This window comes from Bacillus cereus group sp. MYBKT111-2 (genome assembly GCF_051915205.1).
Taxonomy (GTDB): domain Bacteria; phylum Bacillota; class Bacilli; order Bacillales; family Bacillaceae_G; genus Bacillus_A; species Bacillus_A paranthracis.
Genome location: NZ_JBQAEG010000004.1, coordinates 512,790 through 532,480, shown reverse-complemented (window position 1 = coordinate 532,480; position 19,691 = coordinate 512,790). Strand labels below are relative to the sequence as shown.

The window sequence follows — 19,691 nt, the reverse complement described above, 5'->3', positions numbered from 1 at the left end:
TTGCTCTGGAAAACGGAAATATACAAAGGAATAACAAAGGAGGTTACCAAGTAAGGTAACCTCCTGTCATATGTTGGATTAAAGTTTTACTACGTTAGCAGCTTGAGGTCCACGGTTTCCTTCAGTGATATCGAAAGATACTTCTTGACCTTCTTCTAAAGCTTTGTAGCCTTCGCCTTGAATAGCAGAGAAATGTACGAATACATCGTCAGCGCCTTCAATTTCGATAAATCCAAAACCTTTTTCGTTGTTAAACCATTTTACTTTTCCTTGCATGTTACAATTCCTCCTAAAAACATTTGCTTTTTTCATTTAGTGAAATTCATTTGAAAAGATAATATAAACTAAAAATGCTATAATCTTGAATATTCTGCTAAATGATTAATTTAAATATACACGAATTGGGAGAATTTAGTCAAGTAAGCGATTTTATTTTTTTGTATTTTTAAATAATTTTTTAACCAAATTTTTAAATAGGTATAGGACAGGCCAAGTATGTAATAGTCTTAATTGAATGCTATACATAATGGGGTGAAAGAATGAATGAGTCTTATTTATTAGATAATGAAGGAATGAGAATGAGAACGGATATACCGAATTGGGTTGCAAAAGAATTTGAAAATTTTTCTAACGTCGTATTAGAACCAACTTTCCCATGTTATTTTGGTTTAACTGCTTTGAAAAAGAATGAACTTCGCTATTCCTTTCTATCTCATAATGATTGGAGTCATTTGCCGCATACAATGTTATCTTTTTTAGAGCTAATGAAAGAGCGTCCAATTGTAAGAAGAGGCTTTTTTCTTTTTGTAGAACCGGAATGTGAGGAGCAATCACTGGAATATTACCGTGATTACTTTTGGAAAGTACTACAATATTTACATGAAAACGATAAGGAAACATGGCCAAAGCAAATTCCTAAAGACCCAGACCATTACTTATGGGAATTTTCATTTGGCGGGGAACCGATATTCGCATTTGGAAACGCACCAGCCTATAAACAACGAAAAACTAGGCATTTAGGAAATTCTCTCGTTATTGGATTTCAGCCACGTACTATATTTGATGGATTAGAAGGGGATCGTCCTAAAGGAGCATATTCTAGGCAAACGGTCCGTGAGCGAGTTGAAAAGTGGGATCAGCTGCCGAAACATCCTAACATTAGTCATTATGGTGATCCGGATCATCGTGAATGGAAACAATACTTTATAGGAGACGATGTAGAACCGTTAAAAGGAAAATGTCCTTTTCTTCATAAGATAGAAAAGTAAGAGTCATCATCTGGATGGCTCTTTTGCATATTTTGGATAAAAAAGGGTATTTTAGTAGTAAATATTTTGAGGGAAGCTAGTCTATTTTTAATTATTACATCATTACTTAATAGTAAAGGAAGTAGAAAGGATAGAGTGATGTTTGGAGCGATAATACAACAAATTGTATTAGGTATTTCATTAGCTGCGCCAGTAGGTCCGATTAATATTGAAATGTTAAAACGAGGAATTGAACGAGGTTTTTGGCATGCGTGGGTTGTTGGAATTGGTGGAATGACAGCAGATATTTTGTTTATGCTTCTCATCTATTTCGGTTTATCTTCTCTGTTTATGTATACATATGTACAAGCTTTTATGTATTGCACAGGGTTTTTCTTATTATTTTATTTAGGATTTCAAAGTGTAAAACAAGGAATTTCTCAATCGAATATGGAATATAAAAAAGAAGAGGTAGGCGGCCTTAAACAATCGTTTATAGCAGGTTTTTTAATTGCGATATCCAATCCATTAAATCTTGTTTTTTGGTTTGGTATATACGGAAGTACACTTAGCTCATTGCTTACGAAGGTAACGAAACAAGAAGCCTTTTTGTATAGTCTTTGTATTATCGCTGGTATTATTTTATGGAATGTAAATATTGCTTTTTCTGTCCATTTTGGCAGAACTTTATTAAAGCAAAAAGCACTTGGCTATATAACAGCCGGAGCAGGTATTATTTTAGTAGGATATTCTATCCATTTTGCATACAAAGCTTTACAGTTGTTCACATAAGATTGAAGGGGAGATTTTTATGTATCGAACCACTATTGACGGAAAAGAAATCATTATTACGTTAGCACCAAAAATCAGAAAAGAAATTACTGATAGAAATCCACTATATGAAGCGGTATTTCAGAATGCAGCAAGATTACTACAAACAAAGCAACCAACGTTTGCTGTAAATCATGAAATATTTGGGCTTATCATTGGAGAGGTACAAAGAGGAGAAGTAACAGTGTTTGCGGTGGAACATATTATTCCGAAGCAAAATATATTTGGACCGAACAATTTTTTCTCGACAATAGAGCAACAGGCAAATTTGTAAAGCGTATAGAATAAGATATAGAAAAGAAATAGTCGTAACGATATGTTGCGACTGTTTTTTTTGAAAAGGGGGAAGGAAGATGAAGAGGGTGGGGAAAGAGTTCTTTTTACAACATGATATCGTTATTATGTATAGTATTTTATTTGTTTTTATCATTATTTTAAAAATGCAATTTTTCACATGGATCGGTTTGTTAGCTTGTTTGTTTGGTATTATTTTTTATACGCTAAACGAATATATGACACACCGTTTTTTATTTCACTTAAAACCACCTAAAAACGTATTTTTATTAAAAATGCTAAGAAGATTACATTATGACCATCACGTCTATCCAGATGATTTAAAACTGTTATTTTTACCTGTATGGTTTAGTATACCGAGTTTTACTATATATTTACTTATATCATATGCTATAACAAAAAGTGTTACTATTGCACTTTCGTTCGGAATTGGAATGATTATTATGCTTCTCGTTTATGAATGGAAACATTATATTGCACATAAGCCAATTCGTCCTGTTACTAAGTTTGGAAGATGGCTAAAAAAACAGCACATATTACACCATTATAAAAATGAAAAGTTTTGGTTTGGTGTTTCAAATCCAGTATTCGATTTCATATTTGGAACGCTTAAAGATGGAAAAGACGTTGAATTAAGCGAAACAGCTCGTAATTTAGAAAAGGAAAAAAAGAAAAAAGTAGTGCGTTAAGCACTGCTTTTGTTTTAATGAGGAAAAAATAAGTAAGGTGTCACTTTATTTTGAAAAAGTATATTAAAAACTTAGGGGAAAATGCCGAAAAATGTCTATCGAAAAATCTTTGCAGGAATGTATGGATTGTCTAAAATGAAAATAAGTTTCTGAATATTTATAAAATTTAGTCTTTAGGTATACAAGGGGGAATTGCATTTCTAGTAAGAGAGGGGATAAGAGAATGAAAAGAGATGATACGTCAGCACGTAAGTTACAAAATGAGGTGAATTATACAGAGGTTGTTCAGTCAGAAGAATTTCAATTGTTATTAAATAAGAAAAAGAAGTTTATCGTTCCAATGAGTATTTTCTTTTTAAGTTTTTTTATTGCGTTACCTATTTTAACATCGTATTCAAAGGTACTCAATACACCGGCATTTGGTGATGTTACGTGGGCGTGGGTATTTGCTTTTGCACAATTTATTATGACTTGGGCTTTATGTATGATTTATAGCAAAAAGGCGGAATCCTTTGATGAAATCTCGCAAAAAATTCTACAAAATATGCAAAAAGGGAGGGGCTGAACTTGAATACGACGGCATTTGCACTATTTTTAATTATTGTCCTTGGTACGCTCGTCATAACCTATTTTGCATCGAAAAAAACGAAAAATGCGAGTGAGTTTTATACAGCTGGAGGGGGATTAACTGGTTGGCAAAATGGTCTGGCCATTGCGGGAGATTATATGTCTGCTGCGTCTTTTCTTGGTATAGCTGGAGCGATCGCATTAACTGGGTTTGATGGTTTCTTTTATAGTATCGGCTTTTTAGTTGCTTATTTAGTTGTTCTATACCTTGTCGCAGAACCGCTAAGGAATTTAGGGAAGTACACGTTAGCGGATATGATTGCGGCGCGTTTTGACGCGAAAAAAGTTCGCGGAGTTGCAGCGCTTAATACGATGACGATTTCAATTTTTTATATGATTGCACAATTAGTTGGGGCGGGTGCACTTATTAAGTTATTATTAGGGATTGAATATACAACATCCGTTTTAATTGTTGGTACATTAATGACAGTGTACGTTATTTTTGGCGGAATGACCGCGACGAGCTGGGTGCAAATTGTTAAGGCTGTATTACTTATGGCTGGTACATTTATTATTTCTGTTATCGTTTTCGCAAAATTTAATTTTAGTGTGACGGAAATGTTTGCTCAAATGAAAACAGCAACTCCATTAAAAGATTCGTTTTTAAATCCAGGAGTAAAGTATAAAGATGGTCTTGATACACTATCTTTAAATTTAGGACTAGTCCTTGGTACGGCAGGATTACCACACATTCTTGTTCGCTTTTTTACAGTACGTGATGCAAAAACAGCACGTCAATCTGTCGTATACGCTACGTGGTTAATTGGCGCATTTTATATTATGACAATTTTCTTAGGATTTGGGGCAGCGGCGTTTGTAGGGAATGAGGCGATTATGAAAGCAAACCCTGCTGGTAATATGGCAGCACCTTTATTAGCGAAAGCACTGGGCGGAGATTTCTTATTTGCTTTCGTATCAGCAATTGCCTTTGCAACGATTTTAGCTGTAGTGGCAGGCCTTGTATTAACAGCAGCATCCGCATTCGCACATGATTTTTATAATGAAATTATCCGCAAGGGGAAATCAACGGAAAAAGAGCAAGTATCCATGGCTCGTTATGCGTCTATTGGAGTAGCGGTATTGTCTATTATACTAGCGTTATTTGCTCAAACATTGAACGTAGCATTTTTAGTTTCGTTAGCATTTGCAGTTGCAGCGAGTGCAAACTTGCCAGTTATATTATTTACAATATATTGGAAGCGCTTCAATACAACAGGTGCCATCTCTGGTATGATTGCTGGTCTTGTATCAGCTATTGTTCTTGTCGCGTTAAGCCCAAATGTATGGAACCCTGTAGCTGGAAAAGCTATATTTGTTGGGGAAGCGATATTCCCATATACGACACCTGGAATTATTTCGATTCCGCTTGGATTTCTTGCAGCGTATTTAGGAACTGTTTTATCTAGTAAGAAAGAAGATGCAGCGAAATTTGATGAAATTCTCGTGAAATCTAATACTGGGCATGGTATTAGTGACGCGTCTTCGCATTAAAAAAGAGGAGCTTTTCGATAGATAAGAAAAGCTCCTTTTTCTTTTGTCATTTTCTTGTAAATAATACTGCTTTGTAAGTAGGATTTGTCTTAATTTTGTGGAATGAAAATAAGCAGGGAGAAATTTAAATCATCATGGTACCAGCGCAGCTTTTGTGAAAAATAAGTTGTTATGGAAGGTGGAAGAAATGATGAAAACGAAACAGACTGATGAATTATTAGCAAAAGATGAGCAATATGTTTGGCACGGAATGCGTCCCTTTAGTCCAAATAGTACAATGGTAGGGGCAAAAGCAGAAGGGTGCTGGGTTGAAGATATACAAGGAAAAAGATATTTAGATGGTATGAGTGGTCTTTGGTGTGTGAATAGTGGATATGGCAGAAAAGAGCTTGCAGAAGCGGCATATAAGCAATTACAAACATTATCATACTTTCCAATGTCACAATCACATGAACCGGCTATAAAGCTTGCAGAAAAATTAAATGAATGGCTTGGAGGAGAGTATGTTATTTTCTTCTCTAATAGTGGTTCGGAAGCGAACGAAACAGCTTTTAAAATAGCAAGACAATACTATGCGCAAAAAGGTGAACCACATCGTTATAAATTTATGTCACGTTACCGCGGCTATCATGGGAATACAATGGCAACGATGGCAGCGACGGGACAAGCACAGCGTAGATATCAATATGAGCCATTTGCTTCAGGATTTTTACATGTAACGCCGCCAGATTGTTATCGTATGCCTGGAATAGAAAGAGAGAACATTTATGATGTAGAATGTGTAAAAGAAGTAGATCGGGTCATGACATGGGAACTAAGTGAAACGATTGCAGCTTTTATTATGGAACCAATTATTACAGGCGGAGGCATTTTAATGCCGCCACAAGACTATATGAAAGCTGTTCATGAAACGTGTCAAAAACACGGTGCCTTGCTCATTAGCGATGAAGTGATTTGCGGTTTTGGGCGTACAGGAAAGGCATTTGGATTTATGAATTATGATGTGAAACCAGATATTATTACAATGGCAAAAGGGATTACAAGTGCATATTTACCATTATCAGCAACAGCTGTGAAAAAAGAAATATATGAAGAATTTAAAGGAAAAGGAGAATATGAATTTTTACGCCACATTAATACATTTGGTGGGAACCCTGCAGCTTGTGCATTAGCACTTAAAAACTTAGAGATCATGGAAAATGAAAATTTAATTGAGCGATCTGCACAAATGGGCTCGCTTTTATTAGAGCAATTAAAAGAAGAAATTGGAGAACATCCACTTGTAGGGGATATTAGAGGAAAAGGACTACTAGTTGGAATTGAACTAGTAAATGATAAAGAGACGAAAGAGCCAATTGATAACGACAAAATTGCAAGTGTTGTAAATGCTTGTAAAGAAAAAGGGTTAATTATAGGACGAAACGGTATGACAACAGCAGGATATAATAACGTTTTAACGCTAGCACCACCGCTTATTATTTCAAGTGAAGAAATTGCCTTTGTTGTTGGAACGTTGAAGACAGCGATGGAACGTATTTAATGAATGAAGCGAGCTGTAATATACAGCTCGCTTTTGTTTATGATGTGAAATATGATAAATTTTCAAAGAGAGGGGAATTTATTATGAAGAAATATGATTCTAGTCAACATTATCACATCGGATATTATGAAGACGGATATGATTTAGAAGTGACAGCGTACAAAAGAATACATGAACCAGTTTGGGATGCGTATATTCCACACTATGAGGTAGACGATTTTTATAAGAAAGTGGAGGAAATGAAGCTAGGTGAATATGTAGATGATTATGGCATTATGGTGTATTCATTTCGTAATGGTATTGATGATGATGAAGCACGAATTATTTTTGAAAAATGGTTAAAAACGAACGGGATTGTTTAAAGATAAAACGAAAAAGAAGCTTACTATCTTATAAGATAGTAAGCTTCTTTTTTATTAAACTTATTTACTTGCTTTCATTGCTTTATCTTTTGCACCAAAAGTGTATTTTAACATTGGTGGTGTAATCATTGTAGTTAAAATAACGACAATAACGATAGCTGTAAAGTAATCTTGTGCTAGTAGACCTGAAGAAAGTCCTGTTCCTGCGATGATAAGTGCAACTTCACCACGAGAAACCATTCCAGAACCGATAATTGCAGAAGACTTAGCATCAAATCCAGTCATTCGTGCACCTAAGCCACAACCGATTAGTTTCGTTAATACAGCGATTACTGTTAATGCTAGGATGAACCAAATTTGATCGCCAATACCGTCAAATGTAATATTCATACCGATACTTACGAAGAATACTGGAACGAACATAGCGTAAGCGATTGGCTCTACTTTCTTTTCTACTTCATGTTTGTAGTTCGTTTGAGAAATAGCGATACCAGCTGCGAAAGCACCGATAATACCAGCAATTCCTAATAATTCGCCGAAATATGCGAATGAGAAACAGATGATAAGAGCCGCGCTCACGATAGACTCAGATACGCGTAGCGGTGATAACCAGCGCATAATCGCAGGAACACCTTTCCATCCGATTAAAATAATAGAAGCGAAGAATACAACTTTCTTCAAGATAATCATTGTTAAGTTAACATCGTCTGTACCTAGGAAACTCATTGCAAATGCTAATAAAATAACGACAAGAATGTCATCAAATACAGCTGCGCCCAGCATAGTTGTACTTTCACGTGTTTTCATCTTTCCTAAATCGCGAAGTGTTTGTACGGAAATACTAACACTTGTCGCACATAGAAGTAATCCTAAAAATACAGCATTTCCTTGTTCCATTCCCATAATAAGACCAGAAACGTAACCACCTACGAATGGAAGAATGATACCTCCAAGTGCAACAGCTAAAGAAGAATTACGATTTGCGTTTAATTCCTCTAAGTCTGTTTCAAGTCCTGCCATAAACATTAAAAGAATAACACCAACATTACTTAATTGTGTTAGAAGTTCTGAGTTTTCAATCCAACCTAATACAGCTGGACCGATAACGATACCGACAATTAATTTACCTAGTACAGAAGGTTGGCCTAATCTAACACTAAGATCACCAGCAAGCTTTGTACTTAATAAAATAAGTGCAATTTGAAAGAAAAATTCGAATTCCATCGGATCCTCTCCTTATCATTTTTATTTTTATCATACGATTTCTCGGAATTTGCCTAATGAAAATATGTAAAACCCATTAAACAAAGGGTCTGATTACAAGTTCTTTTGAACTCGTAATTTGAACCTGTAATTAATATATAATATATTTTGCAAAAAATCAATGAAAAAATGGGAGCTTTTTTAGAGAGAGACGGTGTTATTAGAGATATACATATAAGATTAGCGTGTGGATTTTATATGTATGAAATAGTATGAAGTCCTTTTTTATTACAAATAATAAAGCCTAAATGCTATTTCACGAATTATAAATGTGAAAGGGAGGTTTTATCATTTGAATTCATTAAAAAACAACTTGTCTATCGTTGCTTTAGGTGGAGTAAATGAAATAGGGAAAAATATGTACGCTATTCAATATGAAAATGATATTGTCGTTATTGATTGTGGATCTAAATTTCCAGATGAAAGTTTATTAGGAATTGATTTAATAATTCCAGACATCACATACTTACAAGAAAATAAAGAAAAAATTCGCGGGTTAGTCGTGACGCACGGACATGAAGACCATATTGGCGGAATACCATATTTTTTAAAACAACTAAACGTACCAATTTATGCGACGAAGTTAACGTTAGGTTTAATTGAAATTAAATTAAAAGAGCATAATCTTCAAAATGATACAGAATTAATCGTCATTCACGCAGAATCAGAAATTGATCTCGGTTCTATTAAGACGACATTTTTTAAAACGAATCATAGTATTCCAGATTGTCTCGGTATTGTGTTTCATACTCGAGAAGGTAATGTAGTACATACTGGGGATTTTAAATTTGATTTAACACCAGTAAATAACCAACATCCTGATATTCATAAAATGGCTAAAATAGGTAGTGAAGGTGTACTAGCTTTACTATCGGAAAGTACAAATGCAGAACGACCAGGTTTTACTCCATCAGAGAGATCGGTAGGAGAACGGATAGAGGAAATATTTATGAAAGCAAATAGAAAAGTAATTATTTCTACATTTGCTTCTAATGTGAATCGTGTTCAGCAAATAGTTGAAGCTTGTATAAAAACAAATCGAAAACTGGCTTTGCTCGGCAGAAGTATGGTAAATGTAGTAGAAGTTGCTCTAGAGAAAGGGTATCTAAATATTCCAGATGGTATGTTAATTGAAGCAAGTGAGGTAAATCGTTTAGATCCATCGCAGGTCGCAATACTTTGTACAGGAAGTCAAGGAGAACCAATGGCAGCTTTAGCCCGTTTAGCTAGTGGAAACTATAGGCAAGTAGATGTTTTACCAGAAGATACAGTTATTATAGCTGCGACTCCTATTCCAGGAAATGAACGTAACGTTTCGCGAATTATCGATAACTTATTTGCATTAGGGGCAAGAGTGATTTACGGATCAGGCAGTTCTACTGGAGTCCATGTATCTGGCCATGCATATCAAGAAGAATTAAAGTTAATGCTCACATTAATGAAGCCAAAATATTTTATCCCAATTCATGGAGAGTTTAGAATGCTACATCACCATAGCTTGCTAGCGGAATCAATTGGTGTTGAAAAAGAGAATATCTTTATCGTTCGTAATGGAGATGTTGTAGATATAAGTAATGAAGTGGCAATTCAATCGAGAAAAATACAAGCAGGAAATATATATGTAGATGGATTAGGAATTGGTGATGTTGGAAATGCATTATTACGTGATCGAAAACAACTTTCAGAAGATGGAATGCTCGTTATAGTTATTACTTTTAATAAAGTGGATGGAGAAATAATTTCAGGTCCTGATATTATTTCTCGTGGATTCGTCTATGTTCGTGATTCAGAAGAATTTTTGAAGGAATTAAATAAATTAGCTGTTATTACAATTAATAATTTGAAGAAAGAGAATGTGAATAGTTGGGGTATTTTGAAAAGAGAAGTAAGAGAGGCTTTAGGGAAGTTTATATATACTAATACGAAAAGAAAACCGATGATCCTTCCTATAATAATAGAGGTTTAAGAGTTAATAAAAAGAATTCTCGTAGGGGAATTCTTTTTTGTTTTGAAGACAGAATGAACATATAATGAAATAAATAGAAATGGAAGGAAATAAAAGATGTTATTAAATAAACGCTTTACAATTGGAGAAATGGCAAAAATGCATAATATAGCGGAATCTACTTTACGCTATTATGATGAGAAGGGAATTTTTCATCCGTCCACTGTGGACCCGCAAACAAATTATCGTTATTATACAATCGATCAATTTTCACTATTAGATACGATTAAGTTTTTACGCCAATTAAACATTCCATTAAAGGAAATTAAGAAATATATTGATGAAAGAAATCCAGCATATGCACTCAATTTACTGGAAAAACAACAAGAGATGATGTTGAAAAAACAAAGAGAAATTGAGTATGCTTTGGCGAAAATGGAGCATAGAATTCATTTAATTAAGGAAGCAACAAAAGCAAAAGCTGAACAAGTGGTAATAAAAGAGATCCCGCAGCGAAAAATAACAGCTATTGCGGTTGCCCCGGATACGACGGATGATATGTTTGAGTACTACATTCATTCGTTGCAAAAAAATATGAGGCAAATGGATGATAGCTTATTTTCTGGAGATATCGGTGTAACAGTCGCGAAAAAAGGATTCATGCAAAATGAGTTTCAAGCATATAGCAGTGTTTTTATTCTTTTGGATTACATGCCTTTCCAAGTACAGAGTTCAGATGAGATTAAGGAAGGTTTATATGCTTGTTCTTATCATCATGGACCGTATGAAGAAACAGGTGCAACGTATAAGGAATTACTTGCATACATTGATCAAGAAGGATATGAGGTAAGTGGAGATGCGATTGAGATTGGATTAATCGATTGGTCTGTAACAGAAAATCCAGAGGAGCAAGTAACAGAAATTCAAATTCCTATAATGAAAAAATAAAGCAATAAGTTGTAGCACTCGTATCATTACAAATTGGCATGAAACAAGATAAGTAAGTTACCTATTTTTCAAATTCTCTATTGACCTTCAAGTTACTTGAAGGTTTAAACTAAGAAAAGAGAGTTGAAAAAAGGAGCATAATAGTATGGAAGCAACAGAAAAATTAAGAGAAAAACCGATAAAAAATTTATTTATTTCTTATTTAATACCAGCCGTTCTTGGAATGGTATTAATGTCAGTGAATATTGTAATTGACGCGGTCATGATTAGTAGAGGAGTTGGGGCGAACGGTTTAGCAGGAGTAAACGTGGCTATTCCAGCGTTTTCAATTTTCTTCTCTATTTCATTATGGATTGGAATGGGCGGGGCAACGTTATATTCCATTGCATTAGGTGAAAATAAAATTGAAAGAGCAAGGTCTATTTTTACTCAATCCATGACAGTAGCAGTCATTATTGTAGGCGTTTTAGCGGCGATTTGCTTATGGAGAATAGAAGATTTAGCATACTTATTCGGTGCAAACGAAGTGATTTTACCGTATGCATTAGACTATTTACACGTATTATTAACATTTGGAATGATATACGTTTTAGAAAATATTTTAAGTACATTTATACGAAATGATGGAAATCCTAATTTAGCAATGGCAGGTTTAGTTGTAACAGCTGTATTAAATATAGTGTTTGACTATATCTTTATTTTCATCTTTAAATGGGGCGTAACAGGAGCTGCTTCAGCAACTATTCTTTCGGCAGCGATTGGTTTCCTTGTATTATTAACGCATTTCTTTAGAAAAAGTAGTATTTTAAAATGGACGAAATTCCATTTTGAATGGGATACAGTAAAACAAATTATGATAATCGGTTTCCCGAGCTTTACAGCAGAAAGTACAGTAGCGATTGTAACGATTGGTTTTAATATTGCATTCGTTCAATATGCAGGAGAAGTAGGAGTCGCTTCTTATGCGATGGTGAATAGTATTCATGCAATGACATTACTATTATTCTTTGGTGTAGGTGCTGCTTTACAACCAATTGCTAGTTTCCATTATGGTGCAAATTTATCAGAAAGATTACGTGAAGGATTACAGTTTGCTGTGAAAATTGCAGTTGTACTTGGAGGCGTTGCAATAATTGTCGGATTATTCTTTGGGAAATATATTATTGGTCTATTTGATGTCCAATCTCCAGAGTTATTGGAGTTAACATTAACGGGTATGAGCTTGTTCTTTATCCAATATGTATTTTTAGGCTATAACATTGTATATGGAGAGTACTTCCAATCAGTGCGACAAACGACAAAATCAGTACTTATTATAATGAGCCGAGGGTTACTATTTATTATTCCATTATTATGGATTATGCCGAAATTATTTGGGATAAACGGAATTTGGCTCGTTATGCCAGTAGCGGAAGTATTGACAGCGATTATCGTATTTACGATGAATCGTATGAAACATCCTGTTCCATTAAATATGGCGGGAAAGAAAGAAGCGATATAATGAAGAAAATCCCCTTAAGAAATGAAGGGGATTTTCTATTTTTTTAAACTAATAGCAAAAGATCCATCAATTTCTTGAACAGACGCAAAGGCAACATTTTTAATGTTTGTAATTCCTTTTTCTTTTAATTCTTTATATAACCACTTTTCGTCCTTATGAATTAACTTTAAGTTATCGTATTGAATTTGTGAATCGACGATAAGGGCAATTGGTAATCCAGCATACTTAACATCTATATTCAAATCTTTCGGAGTTAATGGTACAAGTTCACGCTTTGGTAAAATGCTAATGGCTCCATTCGCTTCTAAAATAGCGTATTCAATTTCATGAACACTTGGGTATCCTGCGACGCGAAGATTAGAAAGTAATTCAGCAATGGGATACCTACTTTTTTGTAAGTTCTCAAAAATAATATCACCATGTTTAATTAAAATAATCGGGTGCCCGAGAATAAAACGATTTAGTTTGTTGAATAGACTTAATTTTGTAAGGATTAAATGTAAACATGTAATTACAACCATACCGAGAAAAGCTTGCAAAGCACCAGAGACTGGTATGGCTTGAAAAGCTAAATAAGATAAAAAGATAATAGCACCAAAATCATGAGGAGTTAGTTGTGCTAAAGCTGATTTACCGAGCATCTTAAGTGATAGTAAAAATAAAATAAAAAAGAACGATACGTTACATAAAAAGAGAAGCAATAGAGACACTCCTTCGTGCAAAGTTGTACTTACTGTTCCCGAAAGAAATATAAATATTACTTTCTAGAGGATAAATTAGGGTGATTTGGAATTTGTCTGTATACAAACAAATAAATGGATATTATCATGAAAGAAGCAAAGAACATAGGAGTATATAGATATGAGAAAGAAAAAAATAATGAAGTATATGATAGGAATTATAATGGTTTGCGCCGTTTATGTGGGATTTTTACAATATAACATTTATAAGCATGGGCACATGAATGCGACCTATGAAGCTGATTATATCATTGTTTTAGGCTCGAAAGTAAACGGAACGAAACCATCGTACTCATTGCAATATCGTATCGATAAAGCAGCTGAGTATTTGAAAGCACATGAGAAAGCAATTGCTATTGTGTCTGGAGGAAAAGGAAAAGGGGAAGATATTTCAGAAGCATTAGCAATGAAAAATGGATTAATGAAACTAAAAATTGCAGAAGACCGCATTATCATGGAAGATAAGTCAACGAGTACAGATGAAAATATTAAATTCTCAAAACCTTTAATTCCGGACAATATGAAAAAAGGAATGATCGTAACAAACGATTTCCACATGTTTAGAGCGAAAAAAATAGCAGCTAAGCAAGGTTTACAATTAGAAGGTCTTCCGGCCGAAACGCCAAAGCGAATTGTCATTCCATCGAATATACGTGAATATTTAGCCATTACGCAATATTGGTTTATGAATCGAATATAGTGGAAGTGATTCCGCCTAGCATTCTAGGCGGGATTTTTTGAGGGGAATCTTACAAATATGTCATCTTAATGAAAGGTAAAGCGATAGTTTCTAGAATGGATTCCTGACATAATGAAGATAACAAAAACTATTTAGAGGTGAATCGGATGAAAGGAAATAATATATTATCTTCACTATGTTACTTTAGTATCTTTTTTGCCCCATTTTTATTACCAATTATCGTGTACTTCGTTGCAGAGGATGAAGTGAAATATCACGCGAAAAAAGCATTTTGGTCACATATTTTCCCATATGCAATTTTATTCGGAGGGGTAGCGATATCAGGAATATACGGTTTAGGATTCAATCAATCTGATGGTGCTGGAATTGGGATCATGATCACATATGCAGTGTTCATTCTTGTAGGAATTTATTACTTCATTTGGAATATCGTAAAAGGTGTTAAAGTGTTGAAAACAGCGTAATAAGATAAGGAATAATTCGTAGTGAGTTTGTCGTTATTTGTCGGTAAGTCGATATTCTTTGTCGAATCGACGATATATTTGAAAAATCGTCGATATAGTGCAGGGAATCGTTGATATATTGAAAAAATCGACGATATAATTTCATTTACCGTATTAATAGATCTTTTAAAAAGAGCAATTCAAAAAGAATTGCTCTTTTTGTGCTTATAAGTTGTGAATATTGGAAAAGATATGTTAATTTTTCATTATGAAGAGAAAAAGGAGTGATTTTCATGAATGAGATGATACATAAAATAGAGCAACACGTTTCAGTTCGTAAATATAAAGAAGAATCTATTCCGAAAGATGTAGTAGAAAGAATGGTACAAGCTGCGCAGCATGCTGCTTCCTCGCATTTTGTACAGGCTTACTCTGTTATATATGTAACCGATCAAGACTTAAAGGCGAAACTAGCAGAGTTATCCGGAAATCGTCATGTGAAAGATTGCGCAGCATTCTTTGTTTGTTGTGCAGATTTAAAACGACTTGAAATGGCATGTGAAAAACATGGTACCGAGATAAAGCATGAAGGAGTAGAAGACTTTATCGTAGCAACAGTAGATGCTTCACTTTTCGCACAAAACTTGGCGTTAGCAGCAGAATCGTTAGGATACGGTATTTGTTACATTGGTGGTATTCGTAATAACCCAAGAGAAGTGAGTGAATTGCTTCATTTACCAGATAAAGTATATCCTGTATTCGGAATGACAGTCGGTGTACCAGATGAAGATCACGGAGTGAAACCACGTTTACCGATAGCAGCAATCCTTCATGAAAATGGATATGATGAAAAGAAATATGATGAATTATTAAACGAATACGACGAAACGATGAGCGCGTATTATAAAGAAAGATCATCAAATCAAAAAAACGTAACATGGACGGAATCGATGAGTTCGTTTATGTCTAAAGAAAAAAGAATGCATATGAAAGAGTTTTTAAGTGAAAAAGGATTTAATAAGAAGTGAGTAAAAAGGCAGACCTGCAGCGAAGGAGAGCTTGCAATATTTTAAAAACGTAACAGAGACTTGTGATGAAACGTTAGCATAAGTGAATAGTTTGATTGTTAATACCTAAGTTCAGAATGTAGATACTACTTTCTGAACTTAGGTATTTTGTTTGTTATCATATACATAGAAATAAAAATTAATAATTTTTTACAAAAGTGATAGAAAATGAGAATGAAATGCCAATAGTAAGTAAAGGCAGCTGCTAAAGGGGAATTGAGGAAGGAAGATGCTTATGATTTTCAATTCTGAAGAGGATTTAATTATAGCTATGAAAAAACGCGATCAAGATGCTTTGAAAGAAGTGATTGATCAATATGGAAAATTAATTTTGTACATTATTCATAAATCGTTAAGTACCCCTATGGAGAAACAATATGTGGATGATTGTTATAACGATGTATTTACTGTCATTTGGTTTCATATCGATCAATTTGATATAGACAAGGGGAACTTAAAATCTTGGATGATTGGTATTACTAAATTAAAGGCACTGGAATATAAAAAGAAAGTATATAAAGAGAATAAAATCGATAAAGACGTAGAAATAGATACAGGTGTCCATGATAGGTATGAAATAGAACAAGAAGAAGAGATTATGGAAATAGTTCAAGATTTAAATAAGAAAGATCGATATATCTTTTTAAAGAGGTATATTGATGGATATTCCATTGATGATATTGCGAAAGAATTAAAAGTAACGGTGGATTACATATACAATCGAATTTCTCGTGGGAAGAAAAAAATTCAAAAACTGTGGAAAGGGAGTGTGTAATATGGATAAAAGATTATTATCTATGTTAAATGAGCTCCAATATTCAGAGGAAGAGATTACACGTTTAGAGAAAGAAGCGGATGAGACTATAAATGTAGATAAGTATTATGTGAAAAACGGAGAATTATTGAAGAAATTAACGGTGCAAATGTTGGAAGAATCAGTTCGTAAAGAGTTACAAGAAGGAGAAGAAATTGAATGTGAAATATTAGTGGAAGAGGGGAGCCTTGTAAATTCTAAAGTTATACCGAATATATTCACGGCAGGTGCTACCTTTTATTATTACATTGTTTTAACTAATACAAGGTTACACATTATAGCGTTAGATTGTTATTTTAAAAAATTAAATGAATACAATGTACTAATAAACTCAATTCAAGCAGTTTCGCGACATAAAAAAATGAAGAATGTATATGGAATTACTATAGATAATAACTATATACAATTAGGAAGTACCGAGCATGAACAAGAATTGAAAAACGTAATTGAGAAGTTAAAACAACGTGGAGTGAAAGAAGAGAGATATAAAGATTTTGAAAAAGGTTGGTTGATTTTTTTCAATGTGTTTGTAATAGCGGTAGGTGGGCTTCTAGTTTTAAAATATTTAATTTGAAAATAAAAAGCGGCAAAATAGCCGCTTTTTATTGTTATCACGTTTAAAAATATTGAAAACTTATCCGCCGTTATGACACATACTAAAGCACCTTCTATAACGAATGCAAACTTTCAATAAGAAGATATATGCCCGTGCAACTTAAAAGGATGTACGTAAATATTTTAAAAATCCGTTGATTAAGCCATTTGAAAATAATTTGGCCTATATACAAACCTAGAAATACGATTGGAATAGCGTAAAAACTTGATTCCCAAATTGTCTTGTTTGTGCCAGTAAAGAGTATTTGCGTTAGTAGACTAATGAAATATATAAATAGATAAAAAGCTAAAGTAGTTGCTCTCAGCTTCTCTTTTTTTGTATCAGTTCCTGTAAAGTACAGTAATAGGGGTGGTCCTGGCATACCGATACTTGTCGTTAAAAGACCGGATAATCCGCCAACTATGAAATCTCTAGATTTTGTTGATTGAATCTTAAAGTTACAGATTAGCATCAAAGTTAATAGTAAGAGTAGGATGCTAATTGCTAATTTAAATGTGTTGATGTTAATAGAAGTGAAAATGATAATACCAAAAGGAACACCAACTATACTGCCGAAAATTAATCTTTTCAGTAGAATACAATCAATGTCCGTTCTTATTTTCCAAATGAGTGATATAGAAATAATGAATGATAAAATGATATTTATTTGTATAGCTTCCTGTGGTAGAAATAACATGAGTAAGAAAGATGTTGCCATAATAGAAAAGCCAAAACCGGTACTTGTTTGTAAAATAGAAGCTACTAATATAATACAAATGAACATGAATATAGTATTCAAAAAAGCCCCCCCACATAATCAAATTTCATTAATATTTTAACATAAAGTAAAACTTTAATCAGTGAGGGCTTACTACCTAGCAAATCGCCGCTTGTTATGTTGCGGTTAATATTCCAATGATGATCCTGTAGCCTTAAAATATTTTTCACGTGAAGGAGTCATTACTCGGATTGCTAATAAACAGGAAAGGAAAAGAATGAGTAATGCGCTACTTATTACAGTCATTTGAACGGAAAGAAATTGTGCGGATGCTCCAATTGCTAAAATGAAAAAGATTTGGATAAAACTTTTTATGGAATCAAATACGCTATCGATACGTCCTATCATATGAACTGGGATGTTATTTTGATAAAATGTAAAAAAGCCAGTACCAGCAAATGATGAAGAAATGCCAAGTAAAATGAAACCGCCTGCCGCGACGATAAATGAATTTGAAAAGGCGAAAATTACATAGCCTATTGCTGTGAAAATTGTCCCTAATCCGATACAATATTGAATTGGTAAACGTTTGGCAAAGAGAGAGACAAGAAATGAACCGGAAACGTAAGCAGCGCCAGTTATACTAACAAGCATACTGTATTCTATATCGGTTAAAAACAGTACTTGTCTTGTAAAAACAACTTCTTGTGAATCAAGTGCCATAGCGACAAGCATAGTCGCTTGAAATAAAACGAATATGAGAATAATGTACGTTTCAGTTCGAGCGAATGAAAAAACTTGTTTCCAATCACTTCGTAATGTTTGTACGAAAGTATTTGCAACTTCTTCGCTTTGCTTTGTTTGTAACGTAATATTAGGTAAGAAATAAATGAGAATAGTAGAAAGTAGAAAGGAAAGTGAGTTGCAGTAAATTACAAAGGATGCTGAGTGCGTGGTGAGAAGTATTCCAGCAAGAGCTGGACCGATAATAAAAGCCCCGCTTGTACAAAAGCTACTCCAAGCGTTGAATTGAGCGCGTTCTTCAGCAGGTATAAGCATTGTTTTATAAGAAAATGAAGCTGGATCGAAAAATGATGCAGCAATGCGAGTCAAAAAGATAAAAATGTAAATGGCCCAAATAGAATCAAATAGTGGAACACAGCCAATAAGAGCTGCCCGAATGATATCTGTGATGAGCATAATAGACCGTTTGTTTAATCGATCTACTATACTACCAGACCATATTTTTGTAACAACGGTCGCAATTGGACCGACAATCCATAATCCTGCTACAGCAGCAGGAGAGTTTGTGCTATGTAACACCATTACGTTTAAGGCGATGAGATACATAAAATCACCTAAACGAGAAATTCCTGTTCCCGACAATAATAATAATTTATTTTTCATGAGCAGCTGAACCTTTCTTTCATTGTTTTTTTATCCTGCAGGAAATAGCGTATTCCTCTTCAGAGTTAGATTGACGAGCGGTTTTGTTTTCCCAGCGTAATAAAACTTGTGTAACCTCCCAAGTAAGCTGTTGTAATTCCTCTGGAGTTAAAAATAAATGAGAAACAATATGACTACCTGTATTCGTTCCCTCTGTGCCGCTTTCTTCAATATAGAAATGAGCAGATTTTGCCTTGTAATATTTTTCAATAATCCCTCGTTTTTCCTTCGTGTCTACTAATTCAAGTAACCCTCCATCATATAAAATTTGAACGTGATAATGTACGCTACCAGTAGATTTATTTAGTTTCGTAGCTACTTGTTTTGCAGTGAGAGCTTCGTCTTTTAAAAGGTGAAGAATTTGAATACGAGTTGCGTTGGAAATGAGCTTCTGCTGTTCAGCTGAAATAGTAAGTCTATCGTCAAACAT

General features: G+C 34.1%; 22 protein-coding genes. 16 read left to right on the top strand and 6 right to left on the bottom strand.

The window, feature by feature from the left end; translation table 11 throughout:
• Positions 1–78 precede the first annotated feature (78 nt).
• Positions 79–276: a cold shock-like protein CspB gene (gene cspB / locus ACTFNE_RS14990; protein WP_001161727.1), complete on the bottom strand. Its 198-nt coding sequence runs from the start codon at positions 274–276 to the stop codon at positions 79–81.
• 263 nt (positions 277–539) lie between these two features.
• On the opposite strand from cspB, the gene ACTFNE_RS14985 reads away from it, so the two are divergent.
• The 8 genes from ACTFNE_RS14985 to ACTFNE_RS14950 all read left to right on the top strand — a co-directional run bounded on the left by ACTFNE_RS14985 (position 540) and on the right by ACTFNE_RS14950 (position 7,081).
• Positions 540–1,268 (top strand): YqcI/YcgG family protein, encoded by a 729-nt coding sequence (locus tag ACTFNE_RS14985; protein ID WP_074542986.1) that lies wholly within the window; start codon positions 540–542, stop codon positions 1,266–1,268.
• A gap of 138 nt (positions 1,269–1,406) precedes the next feature.
• Entirely contained in the window at positions 1,407–2,039 is a 633-nt protein-coding gene (locus tag ACTFNE_RS14980; protein ID WP_270705635.1) for a LysE family transporter, read from the top strand.
• Positions 2,040–2,058: 19 nt separating this feature from the next.
• Complete coding sequence (locus ACTFNE_RS14975) at positions 2,059–2,352, top strand: hypothetical protein (RefSeq protein ID WP_000286373.1); 294 nt, start codon at positions 2,059–2,061, stop codon at positions 2,350–2,352.
• Between the two features lie 79 nt (positions 2,353–2,431).
• Positions 2,432–3,061 carry a sterol desaturase family protein gene (locus ACTFNE_RS14970; protein ID WP_000832150.1) on the top strand — a complete coding sequence of 210 codons (630 nt, stop codon included), beginning with the start codon at positions 2,432–2,434 and terminating at the stop codon, positions 3,059–3,061.
• Between the two features lie 223 nt (positions 3,062–3,284).
• Positions 3,285–3,626 (top strand): DUF485 domain-containing protein, encoded by a 342-nt coding sequence (locus ACTFNE_RS14965; RefSeq protein WP_000817360.1) that lies wholly within the window; start codon positions 3,285–3,287, stop codon positions 3,624–3,626.
• Positions 3,627–3,628: 2 nt separating this feature from the next.
• Entirely contained in the window at positions 3,629–5,179 is a 1,551-nt protein-coding gene (locus ACTFNE_RS14960) for a solute symporter family protein (RefSeq protein ID WP_001098246.1), read from the top strand.
• A 190-nt stretch (positions 5,180–5,369) separates the two neighbouring features.
• Positions 5,370–6,719 carry an aspartate aminotransferase family protein gene (locus tag ACTFNE_RS14955; RefSeq protein WP_270705634.1) on the top strand — a complete coding sequence of 450 codons (1,350 nt, stop codon included), beginning with the start codon at positions 5,370–5,372 and terminating at the stop codon, positions 6,717–6,719.
• Complete coding sequence (locus ACTFNE_RS14950; protein WP_001001115.1) at positions 6,719–7,081, top strand: DUF3986 family protein; 363 nt, start codon at positions 6,719–6,721, stop codon at positions 7,079–7,081. The genes ACTFNE_RS14955 and ACTFNE_RS14950 overlap by 1 nt, the downstream gene beginning before the upstream one ends.
• A gap of 60 nt (positions 7,082–7,141) precedes the next feature.
• Here ACTFNE_RS14950 and ACTFNE_RS14945 read toward each other — a convergent pair whose 3' ends face one another.
• Positions 7,142–8,305, bottom strand: coding sequence for a cation:proton antiporter (locus ACTFNE_RS14945; RefSeq protein WP_000393887.1), 1,164 nt, complete (start codon positions 8,303–8,305; stop codon positions 7,142–7,144).
• A gap of 331 nt (positions 8,306–8,636) precedes the next feature.
• Between ACTFNE_RS14945 and ACTFNE_RS14940 the strand changes: the two genes are divergently transcribed.
• The 3 genes from ACTFNE_RS14940 (at position 8,637) to ACTFNE_RS14930 (ending at position 12,738) form a co-directional block, all read left to right on the top strand.
• Positions 8,637–10,310, top strand: coding sequence for a ribonuclease J (locus ACTFNE_RS14940; RefSeq protein WP_270705604.1), 1,674 nt, complete (start codon positions 8,637–8,639; stop codon positions 10,308–10,310).
• A 96-nt stretch (positions 10,311–10,406) separates the two neighbouring features.
• Entirely contained in the window at positions 10,407–11,237 is an 831-nt protein-coding gene (locus tag ACTFNE_RS14935; RefSeq protein WP_000925955.1) for a MerR family transcriptional regulator, read from the top strand.
• A gap of 145 nt (positions 11,238–11,382) precedes the next feature.
• On the top strand, positions 11,383–12,738 hold the full coding sequence (locus ACTFNE_RS14930) for an MATE family efflux transporter (RefSeq protein WP_000388375.1): 1,356 nt from the start codon (positions 11,383–11,385) through the stop codon (positions 12,736–12,738).
• 35 nt (positions 12,739–12,773) lie between these two features.
• Here the strand turns inward: ACTFNE_RS14930 and ACTFNE_RS14925 are convergent, their stop codons facing one another.
• A complete protein-coding gene (locus ACTFNE_RS14925; RefSeq protein WP_000923930.1) occupies positions 12,774–13,439 on the bottom strand; it encodes a DUF421 domain-containing protein in 666 nt (221 codons plus the stop codon).
• Between the two features lie 187 nt (positions 13,440–13,626).
• Here ACTFNE_RS14925 and ACTFNE_RS14920 point away from each other — a divergent pair, with 187 nt between their 5' ends.
• From ACTFNE_RS14920 to ACTFNE_RS14900, 5 genes are all read left to right on the top strand, one after another.
• A complete protein-coding gene (locus ACTFNE_RS14920; protein WP_306447215.1) occupies positions 13,627–14,178 on the top strand; it encodes a YdcF family protein in 552 nt (183 codons plus the stop codon).
• A gap of 146 nt (positions 14,179–14,324) precedes the next feature.
• Positions 14,325–14,642 (top strand): DUF4870 domain-containing protein, encoded by a 318-nt coding sequence (locus tag ACTFNE_RS14915; protein WP_000678046.1) that lies wholly within the window; start codon positions 14,325–14,327, stop codon positions 14,640–14,642.
• A 272-nt stretch (positions 14,643–14,914) separates the two neighbouring features.
• Positions 14,915–15,649 (top strand): oxygen-insensitive NADPH nitroreductase, encoded by a 735-nt coding sequence (nfsA, locus tag ACTFNE_RS14910; RefSeq protein ID WP_046197300.1) that lies wholly within the window; start codon positions 14,915–14,917, stop codon positions 15,647–15,649.
• Positions 15,650–15,917: 268 nt separating this feature from the next.
• A complete protein-coding gene (locus ACTFNE_RS14905; RefSeq protein WP_139242225.1) occupies positions 15,918–16,463 on the top strand; it encodes a sigma-70 family RNA polymerase sigma factor in 546 nt (181 codons plus the stop codon).
• A 1-nt stretch (position 16,464) separates the two neighbouring features.
• Positions 16,465–17,076, top strand: a complete 612-nt coding sequence (locus tag ACTFNE_RS14900; protein ID WP_270705602.1) for a flagellar motor switch protein FliG — start codon at positions 16,465–16,467, stop codon at positions 17,074–17,076.
• A gap of 94 nt (positions 17,077–17,170) precedes the next feature.
• Here ACTFNE_RS14900 and ACTFNE_RS14895 read toward each other — a convergent pair whose 3' ends face one another.
• The 3 genes from ACTFNE_RS14895 to ACTFNE_RS14885 form a co-directional block, all read right to left on the bottom strand.
• A complete protein-coding gene (locus tag ACTFNE_RS14895; RefSeq protein WP_270705601.1) occupies positions 17,171–17,896 on the bottom strand; it encodes a sulfite exporter TauE/SafE family protein in 726 nt (241 codons plus the stop codon).
• Positions 17,897–18,001: 105 nt separating this feature from the next.
• On the bottom strand, positions 18,002–19,222 hold the full coding sequence (locus tag ACTFNE_RS14890; protein WP_270705599.1) for an MFS transporter: 1,221 nt from the start codon (positions 19,220–19,222) through the stop codon (positions 18,002–18,004).
• Between the two features lie 19 nt (positions 19,223–19,241).
• Complete coding sequence (locus ACTFNE_RS14885) at positions 19,242–19,691, bottom strand: ArsR/SmtB family transcription factor (RefSeq protein ID WP_000459093.1); 450 nt, start codon at positions 19,689–19,691, stop codon at positions 19,242–19,244.